Raw genomic sequence first — 18,076 nt, 5'->3', positions numbered from 1 at the left:
TGCGCGGCCCGCCGTGCGTGGTGCCGCCTTAAAAAAACTGGACAACATGAAGCCCTCTTCCCGCGCCTACCGCACCGCCTCTCCCTCGCGCCCGCTGTGGCCCTTTTCGCTGCTGGCCGGCGCCGCCCTTGCGTCGCTGAGCGGCGTCGCGCTGGCGCAGACCACCGCCTCGACCCTGAAGGAAGTCACCGTCAGCGCCGAGGACGACAAGGGCTACGCCCCCGCCGCCACCAGCACCGCCACCAAGGGCAGCGCGCCGCTGCGCGACGTGCCGCAGGCCGTGAACGTGCTGCCCGAACAGCTGCTGCGCGACCAGGGCGCCGTGTCGATGCAGGACGCCCTGCGCAACGTGCCGGGCGTGAGCTTCAACCACGGCGACGGCCAGCGCGACCAGGTCGTGATCCGCGGCTTCAGCGGCATCTCCGACTGGTTCGTCGACGGCGTGCGCGACGACGCGCTGTACTTTCGCGACCTCTCGGACACCGAGCGCATCGAGGTGCTCAAGGGCCCGGCCGCCGTGCTCTACGGCCGCGGCTCCTCGGGCGGCCTGATCAACCGCGTGACCAAGAAGCCCGTGTTCGAGCGCCGCTTCGGCGAGGTCTCGCTGGGCCTGGGCAGCCACCACTACACGCGCAGCACGATCGACCTGAACACGCCCATCGGCGAGAACATGGCCTTCCGCCTGAACGTGGCCGGCGAGCAGTCGGACAGCTACCGCGACCAGCAGTTCACCGATCGCCACAACATCGCGCCTTCGCTGGCGATCAAGTTCAGCCCGCAGACCGACCTGCTGCTGCAGTACACCAACCTGCGCGACCAGCGCCTCACCGACTTCGGCATTCCGGCACTCAACGGGCGCCCGGTCGACGTGCCCATCGGCGCGTATTACGGCTCCGCGCACGGCAAGCGCGACGACACCGTGACCAGCAAGGTGCAGACCTTCACCGCCACGCTGAATCACCGCTTCAGCGACGCGCTGAGCCTGCGCAACACCACGCGCTATTCCAGCTACCACCTGGACCGCAACAACACGCTGCCCAGCGGCACCACCGACCCGGTGCGCCTGACGGTGGGCCGCACGCGCGGCATCGTCGAGCGCGACGAGAGCGGCTGGTTCAACCAGACCGACCTGACCTGGCGCAACGACATCGGCGGCTTCAAGCAGGAGTGGCTGGTCGGCGCCGAGTTCGGCGTGCAGCGCAAGCGCCTGTTCAGCGTGTCTTCCGCCACGGGCGCGCAGCGCGTGAACCTGTTCAGCCCGGTGGTGGACCCGCTGCCGATCCCGCTGGCCACCTACCTCGCCGACGGCGCGATCCCGAGCAACAGCGAGTTCAAGACCGCGGCCGTGTACGTCCAGGACCAGATCACGCTGGCGCCGCACTGGAAGGCGCTGATCGGCGGGCGCTACGACGTGTTCAAGCAGGACACCAGCTTCGAGCGCAAGCTCGCGCCGCTGGAACGCACCGACCGCAGGTTCAGCCCGCGCGCCGGCGTGGTGTGGCAGCCCGACACGGTGCAGTCGTACTACGTGTCGTACAGCCGCTCGTTCCAGCCCTCGGGCGAGAACTTCGCGCTGTCCACCGGCAACATCGACAACGCGCCCGAGATCACCGTCAACAAGGAAATCGGCGCCAAGTTCGACCTGCTCGACGGCGGCCTGAACCTCACGACCGCGCTGTTCAACCTGGAACGCTCGGGCATCAAGAACACCGACCCGAACAACCCGCGCCGCCAGATCAACGTCGGCACGCAGCGCACCAACGGCCTGGAGCTTGCGCTCAACGGCCGCCTGCCGGGCCGCTGGGACGTGAGCGCAGGCTATGCCTACCTCGACGCGAAGATGACCAAGTCGCTCGCCACCGTGAGTTCGCTGCAGCTGCCCGTGGGCGCCGCGATCCCGGTGCAGGGCAAGACCGCCGCGCTCACGCCGCGCCACTCGGCCTTCGTGTGGGCCATGAAGGACCTCGGCCACGGCTTCAGCGCCGGCGGCGGCCTGAACTACGTCAGCGCGCGCTATGCGTCGCTGAGCAACCTTGTCACGCTGCCCTCGTACCTGACCGCCGACCTCGCGGCCAGCTACAAGACCGAGCGCTACGAGATCGCGCTGAACCTGAAGAACATCGCGAACCGCAAGTACTACGTCTCGGCCCACGGCAGCGTGGACAACCTGATCCTGCCGGGACCGGGGCGCGAGGTGCAGCTGACGCTGCGCGCGAAGTTCTGAGCGTGCCGGGCGGCTGCGTGGCCGGCATGCGGCCGCCTCTTGCTTCTTGCTTTACTTGCCGGCCTTGCCCACCAGCACCGCGCCCTTCATCCCGGCGTCGTAGTGGCCTGGCTGCAGGCAGCCGAAATCGACCTTGCCGGCCTGCGTGAACTGCCAGACGATCTCGCCGGTCTTGCCTGCGGCCAGCGTGACCATGTTCGGATCGGCGTGCTCCATCTCGGGGTTCTTCTTCATCGCGTCGTAGTGCGCCTTGAGCGCCTTCTCGGTCCCGAGCACAAGCTCGTGCTTCAGGACACCCGAGTTCTTGACGACGAAGCGCACCGTCTCCCCCTGCTTGACCTTGATGTCCGCCGGCGTGAAGCGCATCGAATCCGTCATGTCGACCTGGACCGTGCGCGTCACCTTGGCAGCCACCCCGGGCTTGCCGACGGCGGCTTCGGCATCGTGGTCGTGGCCACCGGCATGGGTGCCCGAGGCGGAAGCGCCGGCCGCGGCCAGTGCGGCCAAGGCAGCGAAAACGGTGTTGCGGAAGGTGAGAGCCATGGTGTCCTTGGAGATTGGAAGGGTGGATCGGGCGGCCTGCGCGCGCATCCATCCGGTGCTGCGTGCTGGCGTGCCGCGACTCTAGGAAGCCCGCCCCGTCAATCGCCGATCACGTGGATTACAAAGAAGCAATCCGCGCGCGGCCTCTGCAGGGGTCTGAGCGGTTTCATTTCACCCGGACAAAAGAACCCCAAACGTTCCGACCGATGGCACCCGGCAGCCCGGGGTTTCCCCGGAAAAGCACCGCCGTGCGAGACGAGGGCAAGGGCCACGCTCTTGAAAGGTCATCGAATGCCCTTATGATTAGCACTCGCTGCTGACGAGTGCTAACAGCCCTCCCATCCAGTCGACAGGTCGCCGGTTTCTCCGGCGCCCGACCACAAACAAACCCGTTTCTTACCCTTCCAGGAGATGCAATGAAACTTCGTCCTTTGGCCGATCGCGTGATCGTCAAGCGTGTTGACAGCGAAACCAAGACCGCCTCCGGCATCGTCATCCCCGACGCAGCCGCCGAAAAGCCCGATCAGGGTGAAGTCCTGGCCGTGGGCCCGGGCAAGCGCAACGACAAGGGCGAACTGGCCGCACTGACCGTCAAGGTCGGCGACCGCGTCCTGTTCGGCAAGTACAGCGGCCAGACCGTCAAGGTCGATGGCGACGAACTGCTCGTGATGAAGGAAGACGACCTGTTCGCAGTCGTCGAGAAGTAATTCTTCTCCTCTCTTTCGATCTCATCCCAATTCAATCCATTCGGAGTTAATTCATCATGGCAGCAAAAGACGTAGTCTTCGGCGGCGAAGCCCGCGCACGCATGGTCGAGGGTGTCAACATCCTGGCCAACGCAGTCAAAGTGACCCTGGGCCCCAAGGGCCGCAACGTGGTGCTCGAGCGTTCGTTCGGCGCCCCCACCGTGACCAAGGACGGTGTGTCCGTGGCCAAGGAAATCGAACTGAAGGACAAGCTGCAGAACATGGGCGCCCAGCTCGTGAAGGAAGTGGCCTCCAAGACCAGCGACAACGCTGGTGACGGCACCACGACCGCCACGGTCCTGGCCCAAGCCATCGTTCGCGAAGGTTTCAAGCTGGTGGCTGCCGGCATGAACCCGATGGACCTGAAGCGCGGCATCGACAAGGCTGTCACGGCCCTGGTCGCCGAGCTGAAGAAGGCTTCCAAGCCCACCACCACCTCCAAGGAAATCGCGCAAGTCGGCTCCATCTCGGCCAACAGCGACGAAACCATCGGCAAGCTCATCGCTGACGCGATGGACAAGGTCGGCAAGGAAGGCGTGATCACCGTGGAAGACGGCAAGTCGCTGGACAGCGAACTCGACGTCGTCGAAGGCATGCAGTTCGACCGCGGCTACCTGTCGCCCTACTTCATCAACAACCCCGAGAAGCAATCGGCGCTGCTCGACAACCCCTTCGTGCTGCTGTTCGACAAGAAGATCAGCAACATCCGTGACCTGCTGCCGGTGCTGGAGCAAGTCGCCAAGGCCGGCCGTCCGCTGCTGATCATTGCCGAAGAAGTCGAAGGCGAAGCCCTGGCTACGCTGGTCGTGAACACGATCCGCGGCATCCTGAAGGTTGTGGCTGTGAAGGCTCCTGGCTTCGGCGACCGCCGCAAGGCCATGCTGGAAGACATCGCCATCCTGACGGGCGGCAAGGTCATCGCTGAAGAAGTGGGCCTGACGCTCGAAAAGGTGACGCTGGCCGACCTGGGTCAAGCCAAGCGCATCGAAGTGGGCAAGGAAAACACGATCATCATCGACGGCGCTGGCGCTGCCGGTGACATCGAAGCCCGCGTGAAGCAAGTTCGCGTTCAGATCGAAGAAGCGACCAGCGACTACGACCGTGAAAAGCTGCAAGAGCGCGTGGCCAAGCTGGCCGGCGGCGTGGCAGTGATCAAGGTTGGCGCTGCCACCGAAGTCGAAATGAAGGAAAAGAAGGCTCGCGTCGAAGACGCCCTGCACGCCACCCGCGCTGCAGTGGAAGAAGGCGTTGTGGCTGGCGGCGGCGTGGCTCTGCTGCGTGCCAAGCAAGCTGTGGGCGACTCGGTCAAGGGCGACAACGCCGACCAGGAAGCCGGCATCAAGCTGGTGCTGAAGGCCATCGAAGCGCCCCTGCGCGAAATCGTGAACAACGCCGGCGGCGAAGCCTCGGTGGTGGTGAACGCTGTGTTGGCCGGCAAGGGCAACTACGGCTTCAACGCTGCGAACGACACGTACGGCGACATGCTCGAGCTGGGCATCCTAGACCCGACGAAGGTCACCCGCACCGCACTGCAGAACGCCGCTTCGGTGTCCTCGCTGCTGCTGACGACCGAAGCCATGATCGCTGACGCTCCGAAGGACGAAGCCGGCGGTGGCGGCGGCATGCCTGACATGGGTGGCATGGGCGGCATGGGCGGCATGGGCATGTAATTTCGCTCGCCCCCAGGCTGCGCGGCACTTCGTGTCCGCTACGCCAAGCCCCTACCGGGGGCAACACCTGCGGCCCGGCAAAGCCGGTTCCGCGGTGTTTCGCGAAATGAAAAAGCCCCGCTTCGGCGGGGCTTTTTCTATGGGCGTTCGGTATTGCGTCTTCTATCGGAATTGATCGCGCAGCGCCATGTAGAGTACCTGGAAGCGAGCATGCCGCGTCCTGTGTCCGTCGGCCCCTTCGGACGAAGGCACCAGTTGCTGCTTGACCGGCGGTAACGTGCAAACCTCTGCCACCGCGCCACCATCGGCAAGCCATGCGAGGCGCGCTGCGCCAAGCGCACCGCCGGTTTCGCTGCCCGCATACAGCGTCAGCGGCACCTGGAAGATGTCGGCCAGCAACTGCCCCCACCAGACACTGCGCGCACCACCGCCCACGAGCGCGACTTCGCGCAGCGGCATGTCTGCTGGCAGGCGCAGCGTGTCGAAGCCATCGCGCAGGCCGAAGCTCACGCCCTCGACCACGGCATAAGCGATCTCTGCGGGGCCATGTGCATGCGTCAGGCCGAACAACGTGCCCTGCGCATTCGGGTTGTTGTGCGGTGAACGCTCGCCCGACAGGTAGGGCAGGAACAGCGGGCAACGCGCCCGGTCCGCCAACGCAACCGACGCCGCCGCTTCGAGCAACGCCGCCTCGTCCGCGAACTTGAAAGTCTTGGCTGCCCAACTCACCGCACTCGCGGCGGAGAGCATCACCGACATCTGGTGCCAGCGCTTCGGCAGCGCATGGCAGAAGGCGTGCATTGCCTGCGCGGGATTCGGCAGGAAGCGATCGGTCGAGACGAACACCACGCCCGAGGTGCCGAGCGAGACGAAGCCCTGCCCCGGTTCCACGAGCCCCATGCCGACCGCGCTGGCGGCGTTGTCGCCCGCGCCGCCGGCGATCTTCACGCCCTCGCGCAGTCCCCAGCGCGCCGCCAGTTCCGGCTTGAGCAGCGCGGAGACTTCACTGCCTTCGACCAGCCGCGGCATGTGATCGCGCGTAAGCCCCGTGGCGGCGAGCAGTTCGTCGGACCAGTCGCGCGCGCCCACGTCGAGCCACAGCGTGCCGGCCGCGTCGGACATCTCGCTGACCGCCTCGCCGCTGAGCATGAAGCGCAGCCAGTCCTTCGGCAGCAGCACGCGCGCCACGCGGGCGAAGACCTCGGGCTCGTGCTCGCGCACCCACAGCAGCTTGGGCGCAGTGAAGCCGGGCATCGCGAGGTTGCCGGCGATCTCGCCCAGGCGTGGCACGGCGCGCGTGAGCGCCTCGCACTGCGCGCCACTGCGGCCGTCGTTCCAGAGAATGGCCGGGCGCAGCACCTCGCCTGCCGCGTCGAGCAGCGTGGCGCCGTGCATCTGGCCCGAGAGGCCGATGGCGCGCACCTGCGACAACGCCTCGGCATGCGCTGTGCGCAGTTCGGCCATGACCGTGTCGAGCGCCCGCCACCATTGGGCGGGCGCCTGTTCCGACCACAGCGGTTGCGGCCGGTCGACCGTGAGCGGCGCGCGTGCCACGCCGACGATGCGGTGATCGTCCGCGAGCAGCAATGCCTTGAGCTCGGACGTGCCGAGGTCGAGTCCCAGATACAAGATGGTCTCCCTGATGGCGCCTTCGGAGCGGGCGCGTTCGCCTTGAAAGAAGTCAGCCGAAGCGCGTGTCGGCCTGGCGCCTGAACTCGCTCGGCGTCATGCCCTTGATTTCGAGAAAGCGCCGGTTGAAGTTGGCCACGTTGTTGAAGCCCACCTGGTAACAGATGTCGGTCACGTAGTGGTCGGTCTGCATCAGCAGGTGGCAGGCGCTGTTGATGCGCACGCGGTTCACGAAGTCGGTGAAGCTGTTGCCCGTCGAGCGGCGGAAGAAGCGGCTGAAGCGGCTCTCGCTCATGCCCAGCTCGGCGGCCACGTCCGACATCGAGATCGAGTCGGTCATGTTGTTGGTGATGCGGTTCACGATGTCGTTGATCTGGTCGACCTGCGCATCGCCGTCGCTGCCCTGCACGCCCTGCATCTGCACGCTCGACAGCAGCCGGTAGTCGGTGCACTGGGCCAGGTCGGCCATGAACTCGCAGAACAGGCCCAGGCGGCGCACGCCGCGCGCGGCCTTGATGGCGTCCCAGTGCGCCAGCGCCTGCGCCGACATGCCGAAGAACTCGATGCCGTGGCGCGCGCGGTCGAGCAGCGGCATCACGTCGCGCAGTTCGGGAATCTCGGCGGCTGCGCGCTCGATGGGCTCGTGGCGGAACTGGATCACGCGGTCGCGCCCGGCGGCGCCTTCTTCGGGCACATCGAGCGATATCCAGTTGTGCGGCAGGCGCGGCCCGCACAGCACGAGGTGGCCGGGCTGGAACGGCCCGATCCAGTCGCCGATGAAGGCCTTGCCCGAGGTCTCGGTGATCAGGTGCAGCTCGTAGTCTTCATGGAAGTGCCATCGCACCAGCGGGCTTGGAAAGCCGTGCGCGAGACAGCGCACCAGGCCGGTTTCTTCCGGAGCCTCGTAGCCCAGCGACGGAGAGCGTGCGAAGTCGCGCTCCAGCTCGGGTTGGCGTTGACGCGGGATCGCGCGTTTGCGGGTGGTCGTGGTCATGGCGGCACGGGTCGATCAGGGCCGGGAAGCGACGGCCTCGTTGTCTTCCTGCGAAAGCGCCGTGCGAACGGCTTCCAGCGTCGGTGGATCGGCGCCCTCGCGGGTGCAGTTCAGGGCCGCGGCGGTGGCAGCGAAACGCATCACGGCGCGCCAGGCGTCGTCGCCGAGTTCGGCCAGTTGCGCCGGGTGCTCGACGCCATGCGCCAGCAGCGCCACCGACAGCCCAGCGGTGAAGGTGTCGCCCGCGCCGATGGTGTCGACCACCTCGACACGCGGCGCGGCCACGGTGAGCGGCGCGCTGCCGGTGCGCCACAGCGTGGCACCGGCGCCGCCGCGCGTGACGATCACAGCGCGCGCCCCAGCGGTGAGGCACTCGGCCGCGAGCACATCGACCGGTCGCCCGGGGGCGAGCAGCGCGGCGTCTTCGTCGCTGAGCTTGACCAGGTCGGCCATGGCGAACCACTCGCTGACGCGGGCGCGGTAGGCGGCCATGTCCGGGATCAGACTGGGCCGCACGTTGGGGTCGAACACGATCACGCAGCGCCCCGTGTGGGCGGCCACGAGGTCGGCGATGCGTGACGACGCCGGCTCCTGCAGCAGCGAGATCGAGCCGAAGTGCAGGAAGCGGCATTCCGCCGGCAGCTGCGGCAGCGGCTCGGGCGCCCAGGTGGCGTCGGCGCTGCCGCGTGTGTAGAAGGCGTAGCGGTTGGTCTGCGGCGTGCGCTCGACAAAGGCCAGCGTCGACGGCGCGCCGCTGCGCAAAATGAGCCGGGTGTCGACGCCGTTGCGTTCGAGAAAGGCCATCAGCCGCTCGCCGAACAGGTCGGTGGACAGCTGCGTGAGAAAGCCGGTCGGCTGCCCCAGCCGCGCGCAGGCCACGGCCGTGTTCAGCGGCGAGCCGCCTTCATGGCCGAGGAACGCCAGAGTGCCGCCTTCGCTGGCGGTGAAATCGATCAGGGCCTCGCCCGTGAGTGCAATGCGCATGGTGCTTGGATTTTCTTCTTCTGTCAGGGCAAGGCGCGGGCGTCGGCCAGGAAACCCGCTTCGGCAGCCAGGGTGGCGGGATGGTCGAGCAGCTCGGCAAAGAGGCGCGGCGGAATGGTGATGGCGCCCACGCCCAGCCCGAGCAGCGCCAGGTACGCCGCGCGCGAACGGATGCTCGCCACCAGCAGCCGCGTACCCGAAGAAGGCCGCTGCGCCACCAGCGACTGCATCTGCGCGATGAGCGCCAGCCCGTCGATGCCGGCGTCTTCGAGCCGGCCGAGGTACGGCGCCGCATAGGCCGCGCCCAGTTGCGCGGCGAAGTGCGCCTGTTCGGGCGCGTACACGGCGGTCCACGTCACAGGCACACCCTGGGCGATGAGCCGCGCGCCGGCGTCCAGGCCCTGGCGCGTGGCGGGAATCTTGATGACGAGCTGGCCAGGGTCGAACTGCGGCAGCAGGACGGCGGCGTCTTCCAGCATGCCGTCGACCTCGCTCGAATACACCTGGGCCTGCACCTGGCGCGCGCCCAGGTCGATGCAACGTTTCAGCAGGTCGGGCACATCGGCGCGGCCCACGCCCGCACGCTGCAGCAGCGTCGGGTTGGTCGTCACACCGTGCACCACCGGGTGCGGCAGGCAAGCCTGCAGTTCGGCCAGGTCGGCGCTGTCGAGGTACAGATGGAAATCGTCGTTCATGCGAAAGAGGGGGTTCAGCTCATGACATTGCCGCCATCGACATTGAGGGTCTGCGCCGTGATGTAGCGCGCCTCGTCGCTGGCGAGAAACACCGCCGCCCCTGCAATGTCGTCCGGCACGCCCATGCGCCCGAGCGGCACCGCGAGGCCGACACGCCGCTTCTTCTCGCCCGGCGCCAGCCCCTCGGCCTTGGCGAACAGGCTGTCGACATGGTCCCACATCGGCGTGTCGACCACACCGGGGGCGATGCCGTTGACGCGGATGCCGTGCGGCGCCATGGCCAGCGCGGCGCTCTGCGTGTAGCTGATGACGGCCGCCTTGGTCGCGCAGTAGTGCGACACCAGCGCCTCGCCGCGGCGCCCGGCCTGCGAAGCCATGTTGATGACCGACGCGCCCGGCGTGCCGGCCTCGACCATGTGGCGCAGCACGGCCTGCATCACGAAGAACATGCCCTTCACGTTGACCGCGAAGAGCTTGTCGAACGAGGCCTCGTCACTGTCGAGCAGCGGTGCGAGGTCGAACACGGCGGCGTTGTTGAACAGCGTGTGGACGGGACCGAAGGCGACCTGCGCCTCGGCCAGCATGTGCGCGATGGCCTGCGTGTCGGTCACGTCGGCCGCGATGTAGGCGAGCGCGTCGGGGTGGGCTTGCTGCAGCGCGCGCACGGCCTCGGGCGCGGCGGTCGCGCGGTCGATCACGCTGCAGCACGCGCCCTCTGCGATGCAGGCCTCGGCCACGGCCAGGCCGATGCCGCCACCCGCGCCGGTCAGCAGCACATGGCGGTCCTGCAGGCGGCCGCTCATGGCGCGGCCTTCTCTTCGATGAAGCGCGCCACGCGCTCGCCGGCACGGCGCACCGCATCGACCAGCCGCGCATCGCCCGCGAGGCTGCCCCACAGCCCGGCATCGGCGCACAGTGCCGCCATGGGGTCGGCCGCGTCGCAGATGGCGTGCGCGGCGGCGTCGTCCATGCCCTGGTCCTGGTAGGCGTAGGGCAGCGTGCCCCGGTGCCAGCGCTGCAGGAACGCGAGGAACAGCGCGGGCAGCATCGCCACGCTGTCGATGCGCTGCCCGGCCGCCAGGCGCTCGCGCACGGTCGGCGCGATGAAGCCCGGGATCTTCGAGAAGCCGTCGGCCGCCACGCGCTGGTTGGTGTCGCGGATCGCGGGGTTGCCGAAGCGGTCGAGCACCACGTCGCGGTAGGCCGCGAGGTCGATCGGGCTCGGGCTCAGGCACGGGATGACGTCGTCGGTCACGTAGTCGAAGGCCATGCGGCGGATGGCCGCGTCGTGCGTGCCTTCGTGGATGAAGCCCAGCCCCGCCAGCGTGCCGGCCCAGGCGATGCAGCTGTGCGTGGCGTTGAGGATGCGGATCTTGGCTTCCTCATACGGCTGCACCGAGTCGACCAGCTCCACGCCGACGCGCCCCCAGTCGGGCCGGCCGGCAATGAAGTCGTCTTCGATCACCCACTGGATGAAGCTCTCGCCCGTGACCGCCGCGCCGTCGTCACGGCCCGTGGCGGCGCGCACGCGCGCGCGCAGCTCGGGCGGCGGGCGCGGCGTGATGCGGTCGACCATCGCGTTCGGGCAGCGGGTGTTGGCATCGACCCAGGCCTGCAGCGGCGCGTCGCCGACCAGCGCGATGAACTCGAGCAGGCCCGCGCGAAAGCGATCGCCGTTGTGACGCAGGTTGTCGCAGTTCAGCAGCGTCACGGGGCCCGCCTGCGCGGCGCGCCGTGCCCGCAGGATCGCGCAGACCGCGCCGTAGATCGTCTCGCCGGCCTCGCCGCGCCGCGCGCGTTCGATGTCGGCCGCGAGGTCGGCGAACGACAGGTCGAGCTTGCCCTTGGTGTCGAGGTAGTAGCCCGCTTCGGTCACGGTGAAGGAGACGATGCGCGTGGACGGCGCCGCACCGCGCGCGATCACCGGGGCCAGCGAGGGCTCGTAGGGCAGCACCTCGCGGATGGCTTCGATCTGCTCGTAGCGGTACTCGCCCGCGGGCGACACCGTCTCGAGCGTGTAGCGTCCGCCCTGGGCCTGCAATGCCGCGACGACCTCGGCCATGTCGGGCCGGATGTTGGCACCCGACAGCGACCAACGGGCGTCGCCCGCATCGATCAGCCGCTGCAGGTAGACGGCCTGGTGGGCGCGGTGGAACGAGCCGAGGCCGAGGTGAAGCACCGTGAATTCCGAAGGCGCCGGTGGGGTGGGCACGAGGCCCGCTGCTGCGAGGGTCACGGGGAAGGTCCGTTGAAAGTAAGGGTCGTCGGATCAGGCGGCGACGGCGCGGCCTTCGCGGCTGAACAGGTGCAGCACGGACGGGTCGAGCTCGACCGCCACGTCATCGCCGGCCTGCAACGGCGTGCGTTCGTTCTGGCGCGCGATGAGCGGCACGCCGCCCACATCCACGTGGATCAGCGTGTCGGCGCCCAGCGCCTCGATGAGCTCGACGCGGCCCGGCACGCCGGCGGCCGCACCCTGCTTCGGATGCACACGCAGGCCTTCGGGGCGCACGCCCAGGAAGCCGTCGCTGGGCAGGCGCCCGCCGGTGGCGGCGGAAAAACTCGGGATGGCGCTCGCCGCCACCATGTTCATCGACGGCATGCCGATGAACTGCGCGACGAACTGGTTGGCCGGGCGGTCGTAGAGTTCGAGGGGCGTGCCGACCTGTTCGATGAGGCCGTCTTTCAGCACCACCACGCGGTCGGCCAGCGTCATGGCCTCGACCTGGTCGTGCGTGACGTAGATGGTGGTGGCGCCGAGCGCGCGGTGCAGCTTGTGGATCTCGACGCGCGTGTTGCCGCGCAGCGCCGCATCGAGGTTCGACAGCGGCTCGTCGAAGAGGAACACCTTGGGCGCGCGCACGATCGCCCGGCCGATGGCCACGCGCTGGCGCTGGCCGCCCGACAGGTCCTTGGGCGTGCGGTCCAGGTACTGCGTGAGGTTCAGCGTCTTGGCCGCGTACTCGACCTTGGTCCTGATCTCGTCCTTGGCCACGCCCGCGAGCTTCAGCGCGAAGGACATGTTGTCGTACACGCTCATGTGCGGGTACAGCGCGTAGCTCTGGAACACCATCGCCAGGTCGCGCTTGCCCGAGGGCGTCCAGGTGATGTCCTTGCTGTCGAGCAGCAGGTTGCCGCTGGTGATCGGTTCGAGCCCTGCGATCAGCCGCAGCAGCGTCGACTTGCCGCAGCCCGAGGGCCCGACGAAGACGATGAACTCGCCCTTCTGGATCTGCAGGTCGACGCCCTTGATGATGTGGACGTCGCCAAAGCTCTTCTTGATGTTCTTGAGTTCGAGGTAGGCCATGAGATGTCTCCCTTTCTTTACTTGACGGCGCCGAAGGTCAGGCCTTGGACGAGCTGCTTCTGGCTGAACCAGCCGAACACGACGATGGGCGCGATGGCCATCAGCGAGGCGGCCGACAACTTGGCCCAGAACAGGCCTTCGGGGCTGGAGTACGACGCGATGAGCGTGGCCAGCGTGCCGGCCTTGGCGGAGGTGAGGTTGAGCGCCCAGAAGGCTTCGTTCCAGCTCAGCACCAGGCACAGGAGGCCGGTCGATGCGAGCCCGCCGACCGACAGCGGCATCACGACATGGCGGAACTCGGTCCACAGGCTCGCGCCGTCCATGCGCGCGGCTTCGAGGATCTCGTTCGGAATGTCCTTGTAGGCGCTGTAGAGCATCCACACCATGATCGGCAGGTTCGACAGCGTGAACACGATGGTGAGCGCGGTGAGCGAGTCCAGCATGCCGGCGGTCTGCGCGAGCACGTAGATCGGCACCAGCGCACCGACGGCCGGCATCATCTTGGTGGAGAGCATCCACATGAGGATGTCGCGCGTCTTCTTCGTGCGAAAGAACGCCATCGAGTACGCGGCGGGCGCGGCGATCAGCAGGCCGAGAATCGTCGAGCCCAGGCTGGTGATGAGCGAGTTGCGCGCGTACAGCAGGTAGTCGCTGCGGCGCTGCACTTCGCCGAAGTTGTCGAGCGTGGGCTCGAAGATGAACAGCGGCGGCACATGGATCGCCTGCAACTCCGTCTTGAAGGCGGTGAGAAACAGCCAGCCGAGCGGGAAGAACAGAAGCAGCGCCACGGCCCACGCACCGACGGTGCGCAGCAGCTGGGGAAGGAAGTTGCTGGGTTGCATGGTCGTTCCTTCAATCCAGGTTCTTGCCGATGATGCGGATCAGGAACACCGCGACGATGTTCGCCAGCACCACCGCGAACAGCGCACCGGCGGAGGCCACGCCCACGTCGAAGTTCATGAGCGACTGCTTGAAGATCATGTAGGTCATGTTCGTGCTCTCGTTGCCCGGGCCACCGTTGGTGGTGATGGCGATCTCGGCGAACACGCTGAGCAGAAAGATCATCTCGATCATGATCACCACGGCCATCGGGCGGCCCAGGTGCGGAATGGTGAGATAGAAGAAGCGCTGAAATGAACTGGCGCCGTCCATGCGCGCCGCTTCCATCTGCTCGCGGTCGAGCGACTGCAGCGAGGTGATGAAGATCAGGCAGGCAAAAGGCAGCCACTGCCACGCCACCATGATGATCACGGAGAACAGCGGCACGTCGGTGAGCCAGTCGACCGGCTGCGCGCCGAAGAAGCGCCACACGTCGGCCAGGATGCCGTAGATGGGGTTCATCATCATGTGCTTCCACAGCAGCGCGTTCACTGCGGGCATGACGAAGAAGGGCGAGATCAGCAGCACGCGCACGATGCCGCGGCCCGGGAAGGGCTCGTTCACCAGGAGCGCGAGCAGCACACCGAACACCACCGTGATGACGATCACGCTGCCGATGAGCAGCAGCGTGTTCCACGTGGCCGGCCAGAAGTCGGGGTCGGTGACAAAGTAGTGAAAGTTCTCGAGGCCCGCGAACGTGCGTTCGCCGGGCTGCATGAGGTTGTAGTTCACGAACGAGAAGTACAACGTCATCAGCAGCGGCACGATCATCCAGAGGAAGAGCGTGAGCACGGCGGGCGCCATGAGGGCGCGGGGCAGGAGTCTTTTCATGGTCTGTTCCTCTCAGGCTGCGGCCCTCTCCCCGCGGGGAGAGGGGAAGAAGCGCGGCTTACTTGTAGTAGCCCGCTTTCTTCATCTCGCGCTCGGCGGCGAGCTGCGAGGTCTTCAGCGCCTGGTCGACCGTGACCTTGCCCGACAGTGCCGCGCTCATCTGCTGGCCCACCGCCACGCCGATGGCCTGGAACTCGGGAATGGCCGCGTACTGCACACCGACGTACGGCGACTTGGGCAGGGTGCTGTCGCTGAGGTTGGCGCTGTCGATGGCCTTCTTCTCGGCGGCGGCGAACTTGGCGACCTTCTGGAACTCGGGGTTCGCGTAGGTCGACTTGCGCGTGCCGGTGGGCACCGTGCCCCAGCCGTGTTCCTTGGCCACGAGGTTGACGTACTCCTTGGAGGTCGCCCACTTCACGAAGGTCTGCGCGGCGGCGCCCTTGGTCGAGCTGGCGGGAATGGCGAGGTTCCAGGTCCACAGCCAGTTCGCGCCCTTCGGCGTCACGGCGACGGGTGCTTGCGCGAAGGCCACCTTGTCGGCCACTTTCGACTGCTTGGGGTCGCTGATGAACGAGGCCGCGATGGTCGCGTCCACCCACATGCCGCACTTGCCTTCGTTGAACAGCGCCAGGTTCTCGTTGAAGCTGTTGGCCGAGGCGCCCGGCGGGCCGTAGGCCTTCATGAGGTCGACGTAGAAGCCGATCGCGTCCTTCCAGGGCTTGGTGTCGATCTGCGGCTTCCACTGCATGTCGAACCACTGGCCGCCGTTCGTGTTGACCAGCGTGGTCAGGAAGGCCATGTTGTCGCCCCAGCCCGGCTTGCCGCGCAGGCACATGCCGTACAGGCCGCCCTTGGGGTCGTGGATCTTGCCGGCCAGCTCCTTCACCTGCGCCCAGGTGGGCTGCTCGGGCATCTTGAAGCCGACCTTGTCGGCCAGGTCCTTGCGGTACATGAGCATCGAGCTCTCGCCGTAGAACGGCGCGGCGTACAGCTTGCCTTCGTGCGACAGGCCGGCGCGGATGGCGGGCAGCAGGTCGTCGGCGTCGTAGGCGGCATCGGTGGCGATGGGCTGCAGCCAGCCCTTCTTCGACCAGATCGGCGCTTCGTACAGGCCGATGGTCATCACATCGAACTGGCCGCCCTTGGTGGCGATGTCGGTGGTCACGCGCTGGCGCAGCGTGCCTTCCTCGAGCGTGACCCACTTGAGCTTGATGTCGGGGTTCGCCTTCTCGAAGAAGGGCGTGAGCTTCTGCATCTCGATCATGTGGCCGTTGTTGACGGTTGCGATCACGAGTTCGGTGGCGGCGTGGGACACAAGGCCCGTGCCGATGAGTGCGAGGGCGAGGCCCGCTTTCAGAAAGCGCTTCATGGTGTCTCCTTGGGTGAGCGACGCCTCGGTATCGTGGTCGCCGTGCCCGGATTCTGGAGAAACGCGCTTGCAGTTTTGGTATTTCGAGAGTCGCCACCAGTACTCTCATGCACCAGTTGGCTAGTGAAATCCCTAATTGATGCAATTCAGGATGGAAAACTGTCTGTCTGAAGTTCTCATGCATGCCCGCCGCCGCCCAGCAGCTGGCGCCGGAACTGCGCGGCGGCCGGCGACAGCGCGCGATCCTCCCGGGTGATCAGGCAGATCGGCGGCACGCGCACCGGCAACTCCACCGGCACGGTGCGCAGCACGCCCAGGCGGGCGTAGTGGCTGGCCTGCGAAGCGGGCATGACGGCGGCCATGTCGGAGTTCTCCAGCAGCGCCGTGATGGCGATGGGCGATGCCGTTTCGATGATGTCCAGCCGCGCCTGGATGCCCGCCTCGCGCATCGCCGCCTCGAAGCGCCCGCGCTGCGGCGAGCCCGGCGGCTGCAGCACCCACGACCAGTTCGCCATCTCGGCCAGCGTGACCGTGGCCGCGCGCTCGAACACCGGGTGCGCCGCGCGCACCACGACCACCTGCGACTCGCCCAGCAGCGGCACGCTCGCGTACTTCGCCTCGTCGTGGCCGTCGGTGAGGCGGCCCAGCACGAGGTCGACGTCGCCCTGCTCCAGCTGCGCCTGCATCAGGTCGCTGGTCTCGACCACCACCGACACGGCCACCTGCGGATGGCGCAGGTGGTATTCGACCAGCGCCGGCGCCAGCAGCTCGGGCACCGCGCCCGGCACGCTGCCCACGCGCAGCGCACCGCTCAGGCCGGAACGCAGCGCGAGCATTTCCTCGCGCGCGGTGCCGAAGTCGCTGAGCACGCGGTGGGCGTAGCGGATCAGGATCTCGCCGTAGGGCGTGGGCGCCATGCCGCGCGCCAGGCGCTCGAAGAGCTGTTCGCCGAGCGACTCCTCCAGCTGCTGCAGCAGCTTGGTGGCGGCCGGCTGGCTGATGTTCATGGCCTCGGCCGCGCGGCCGAGGTGGCGGTGTGCGTCGAGCCGGGCCAGCAAAAGCAGCTGGCGCGGCCTCACATGCAGCATCAGCGAGGCGTCGGTGAGGCCGGGTTTCATGCACAAAAGTATATGGAGCTTCGGCCTTTTTCGATTGGATCGCGCGACCGAAGCTCCGTAGGCTCGGGGCCATAACAAGCAGGAGACGACGCGATGACCCTCTTTCCCCTGGCCCGCGGTGCCGGCCTGGCGGCGCTGCTGGCGCTGGCCGCCTGCCTGAACGCGGGTGCGCAGCCGGCCTACCCCGACAAGCCGCTGCGCATCCTGGTCGGCGCCTCGCCCGGCGGCGGCACCGACATCCTCGCGCGCGTGCTGGCCGACAAGTTCGCGCCCGTGCTCAAGCAGCCCGTGACGGTGGAGAACCGCCCCGGCGCATCGAACACCATCGCCGGCGAACTCACGGCCCGCGCGCCGGCCGACGGCGCCACGCTGCTGCTGGCCACCAACACGGCGCAGGCCGTGGCGCCGCACATCCTCAAGCTCAAGTACGACCCGCTGAAAGACCTGCAACCCATCGGCCTCGTGGCCGTGATGCCCAACGTGCTGGTGGTGTCGGCCAGCTCGCCCTACAAGTCGGTGAAGGACCTGCTGGCCGCGATGGCCGCGAAGCCCGGCGGCTTCAAGTACGCGTCGTCAGGCATCGGCAGCACGCAGCACGTGGGCGGCGAAGCCTTCAACCTGGCCACGGGCATGACCTCGATCCACGTGCCCTACAAGGGCAGCTCGCAGGCGCACATCGACATCATCTCGGGCGAGGTCGAGATGATGTTCGACAGCACCTCCTCGGCCATGGGCCAGATCCGCGCCGGCAAGTTCCGCGCGCTGGCCGTGAGCGCGCCGCAGCGCTCGCCCGAGCTGCCCGACGTGCCCACGCTGGCCGAGCAAGGCATCAAGGGCGCCGACGTGTCGACCTGGTACGGCCTGTACGTGACGGCCGGCACGCCGCGTCCGGCGGTCGAACGGCTGAGCGCCGAACTCACGCGCACGATGGGCCTGGCGGACGTGCAGTCGCGCATCAAGGCCTTGGGCGGCGAGCCCGGCACGCTGACCGGCGAACCCTTCGCGGCGATGAACCGGCAGGAGTTCGACCACTACGGCCGGCTCGTGCGCGACGCGCGCATCAAGGCCGAGTGAGGCCGACCTTCCC

Annotated in this window: 16 protein-coding genes; 4 read left to right on the top strand and 12 right to left on the bottom strand. The window is 67.6% G+C overall.

What is annotated here, in order from left to right; all coding sequences use genetic code 11:
- Positions 1-46 precede the first annotated feature (46 nt).
- On the top strand, positions 47-2,224 hold the full coding sequence (locus AC07OH_RS18820) for a TonB-dependent receptor (RefSeq protein WP_495301716.1): 2,178 nt from the start codon (positions 47-49) through the stop codon (positions 2,222-2,224).
- Positions 2,225-2,275: 51 nt separating this feature from the next.
- Here the strand turns inward: AC07OH_RS18820 and AC07OH_RS18815 are convergent, their stop codons facing one another.
- Entirely contained in the window at positions 2,276-2,767 is a 492-nt protein-coding gene (locus tag AC07OH_RS18815; RefSeq protein ID WP_495301715.1) for a cupredoxin domain-containing protein, read from the bottom strand.
- Positions 2,768-3,183: 416 nt separating this feature from the next.
- On the opposite strand from AC07OH_RS18815, the gene AC07OH_RS18810 reads away from it, so the two are divergent.
- Together AC07OH_RS18810 and groL are read left to right on the top strand one after the other, a co-directional pair.
- Positions 3,184-3,474: a co-chaperone GroES gene (locus AC07OH_RS18810; protein ID WP_056572926.1), complete on the top strand. Its 291-nt coding sequence runs from the start codon at positions 3,184-3,186 to the stop codon at positions 3,472-3,474.
- Positions 3,475-3,530: 56 nt separating this feature from the next.
- Positions 3,531-5,183 (top strand): chaperonin GroEL, encoded by a 1,653-nt coding sequence (gene groL / locus AC07OH_RS18805; protein ID WP_489059035.1) that lies wholly within the window; start codon positions 3,531-3,533, stop codon positions 5,181-5,183.
- A 162-nt stretch (positions 5,184-5,345) separates the two neighbouring features.
- Here the strand turns inward: groL and xylB are convergent, their stop codons facing one another.
- From xylB to AC07OH_RS18750, 11 genes are all read right to left on the bottom strand, one after another.
- Positions 5,346-6,812, bottom strand: coding sequence for a xylulokinase (gene xylB / locus AC07OH_RS18800; protein ID WP_495301714.1), 1,467 nt, complete (start codon positions 6,810-6,812; stop codon positions 5,346-5,348).
- 52 nt (positions 6,813-6,864) lie between these two features.
- The gene (locus tag AC07OH_RS18795) at positions 6,865-7,806 is read right to left on the bottom strand and encodes an AraC family transcriptional regulator (RefSeq protein WP_062471853.1); all 942 of its coding nucleotides are present in this window, start codon (positions 7,804-7,806) and stop codon (positions 6,865-6,867) included.
- Positions 7,807-7,821: 15 nt separating this feature from the next.
- A complete protein-coding gene (locus AC07OH_RS18790; protein ID WP_495301713.1) occupies positions 7,822-8,790 on the bottom strand; it encodes a carbohydrate kinase family protein in 969 nt (322 codons plus the stop codon).
- Between the two features lie 23 nt (positions 8,791-8,813).
- Positions 8,814-9,485: a transaldolase family protein gene (locus AC07OH_RS18785; RefSeq protein ID WP_495301712.1), complete on the bottom strand. Its 672-nt coding sequence runs from the start codon at positions 9,483-9,485 to the stop codon at positions 8,814-8,816.
- A 14-nt stretch (positions 9,486-9,499) separates the two neighbouring features.
- The gene (locus AC07OH_RS18780; protein ID WP_495301711.1) at positions 9,500-10,288 is read right to left on the bottom strand and encodes an L-iditol 2-dehydrogenase; all 789 of its coding nucleotides are present in this window, start codon (positions 10,286-10,288) and stop codon (positions 9,500-9,502) included.
- A complete protein-coding gene (gene dalD / locus AC07OH_RS18775; protein ID WP_495301791.1) occupies positions 10,285-11,664 on the bottom strand; it encodes a D-arabinitol 4-dehydrogenase in 1,380 nt (459 codons plus the stop codon). The genes AC07OH_RS18780 and dalD overlap by 4 nt, the downstream gene beginning before the upstream one ends.
- A 90-nt stretch (positions 11,665-11,754) precedes the next feature.
- Positions 11,755-12,792 carry an ABC transporter ATP-binding protein gene (locus tag AC07OH_RS18770; protein WP_062472672.1) on the bottom strand — a complete coding sequence of 346 codons (1,038 nt, stop codon included), beginning with the start codon at positions 12,790-12,792 and terminating at the stop codon, positions 11,755-11,757.
- A 17-nt stretch (positions 12,793-12,809) separates the two neighbouring features.
- Entirely contained in the window at positions 12,810-13,634 is an 825-nt protein-coding gene (locus tag AC07OH_RS18765) for a carbohydrate ABC transporter permease (RefSeq protein WP_013539656.1), read from the bottom strand.
- A 10-nt stretch (positions 13,635-13,644) separates the two neighbouring features.
- Positions 13,645-14,502 (bottom strand): carbohydrate ABC transporter permease, encoded by an 858-nt coding sequence (locus AC07OH_RS18760; RefSeq protein ID WP_062472670.1) that lies wholly within the window; start codon positions 14,500-14,502, stop codon positions 13,645-13,647.
- 58 nt (positions 14,503-14,560) lie between these two features.
- The gene (locus tag AC07OH_RS18755) at positions 14,561-15,871 is read right to left on the bottom strand and encodes an ABC transporter substrate-binding protein (RefSeq protein ID WP_062472668.1); all 1,311 of its coding nucleotides are present in this window, start codon (positions 15,869-15,871) and stop codon (positions 14,561-14,563) included.
- 176 nt (positions 15,872-16,047) lie between these two features.
- Positions 16,048-16,989: a LysR family transcriptional regulator gene (locus tag AC07OH_RS18750; protein ID WP_495301710.1), complete on the bottom strand. Its 942-nt coding sequence runs from the start codon at positions 16,987-16,989 to the stop codon at positions 16,048-16,050.
- Between the two features lie 93 nt (positions 16,990-17,082).
- On the opposite strand from AC07OH_RS18750, the gene AC07OH_RS18745 reads away from it, so the two are divergent.
- Positions 17,083-18,063: a Bug family tripartite tricarboxylate transporter substrate binding protein gene (locus tag AC07OH_RS18745; protein ID WP_495301709.1), complete on the top strand. Its 981-nt coding sequence runs from the start codon at positions 17,083-17,085 to the stop codon at positions 18,061-18,063.
- Positions 18,064-18,076 lie beyond the last annotated feature (13 nt).

Source organism: Variovorax sp. GW821-FHT10C12 (assembly GCF_059415405.1).
The sequence above is the reverse complement of the archived record's forward strand: the minus strand, read 5'-3'. Positions and strand labels throughout refer to the sequence as shown.

Bases quoted from the DNA above. Each gene is read 5' to 3' on its own strand.
- AC07OH_RS18815 (WP_495301715.1), bottom strand. From the start codon at position 2,767: ATGGCTCTCACCTTCCGCAACACCGTTTTCGCTGCCTTGGCCGCACTG.
- AC07OH_RS18755 (WP_062472668.1), bottom strand. From the start codon at position 15,871: ATGAAGCGCTTTCTGAAAGCGGGCCTCGCCCTCGCACTCATCGGCACG.
- AC07OH_RS18810 (WP_056572926.1), top strand. From the start codon at position 3,184: ATGAAACTTCGTCCTTTGGCCGATCGCGTGATCGTCAAGCGTGTTGAC.
- AC07OH_RS18765 (WP_013539656.1), bottom strand. From the start codon at position 13,634: ATGCAACCCAGCAACTTCCTTCCCCAGCTGCTGCGCACCGTCGGTGCG.
- AC07OH_RS18760 (WP_062472670.1), bottom strand. From the start codon at position 14,502: ATGAAAAGACTCCTGCCCCGCGCCCTCATGGCGCCCGCCGTGCTCACG.
- AC07OH_RS18790 (WP_495301713.1), bottom strand. From the start codon at position 8,790: ATGCGCATTGCACTCACGGGCGAGGCCCTGATCGATTTCACCGCCAGC.
- AC07OH_RS18745 (WP_495301709.1), top strand. From the start codon at position 17,083: ATGACCCTCTTTCCCCTGGCCCGCGGTGCCGGCCTGGCGGCGCTGCTG.
- AC07OH_RS18785 (WP_495301712.1), bottom strand. From the start codon at position 9,485: ATGAACGACGATTTCCATCTGTACCTCGACAGCGCCGACCTGGCCGAA.
- AC07OH_RS18750 (WP_495301710.1), bottom strand. From the start codon at position 16,989: ATGAAACCCGGCCTCACCGACGCCTCGCTGATGCTGCATGTGAGGCCG.
- AC07OH_RS18820 (WP_495301716.1), top strand. From the start codon at position 47: ATGAAGCCCTCTTCCCGCGCCTACCGCACCGCCTCTCCCTCGCGCCCG.
- AC07OH_RS18795 (WP_062471853.1), bottom strand. From the start codon at position 7,806: ATGACCACGACCACCCGCAAACGCGCGATCCCGCGTCAACGCCAACCC.
- AC07OH_RS18780 (WP_495301711.1), bottom strand. From the start codon at position 10,288: ATGAGCGGCCGCCTGCAGGACCGCCATGTGCTGCTGACCGGCGCGGGT.
- AC07OH_RS18770 (WP_062472672.1), bottom strand. From the start codon at position 12,792: ATGGCCTACCTCGAACTCAAGAACATCAAGAAGAGCTTTGGCGACGTC.
- groL (WP_489059035.1), top strand. From the start codon at position 3,531: ATGGCAGCAAAAGACGTAGTCTTCGGCGGCGAAGCCCGCGCACGCATG.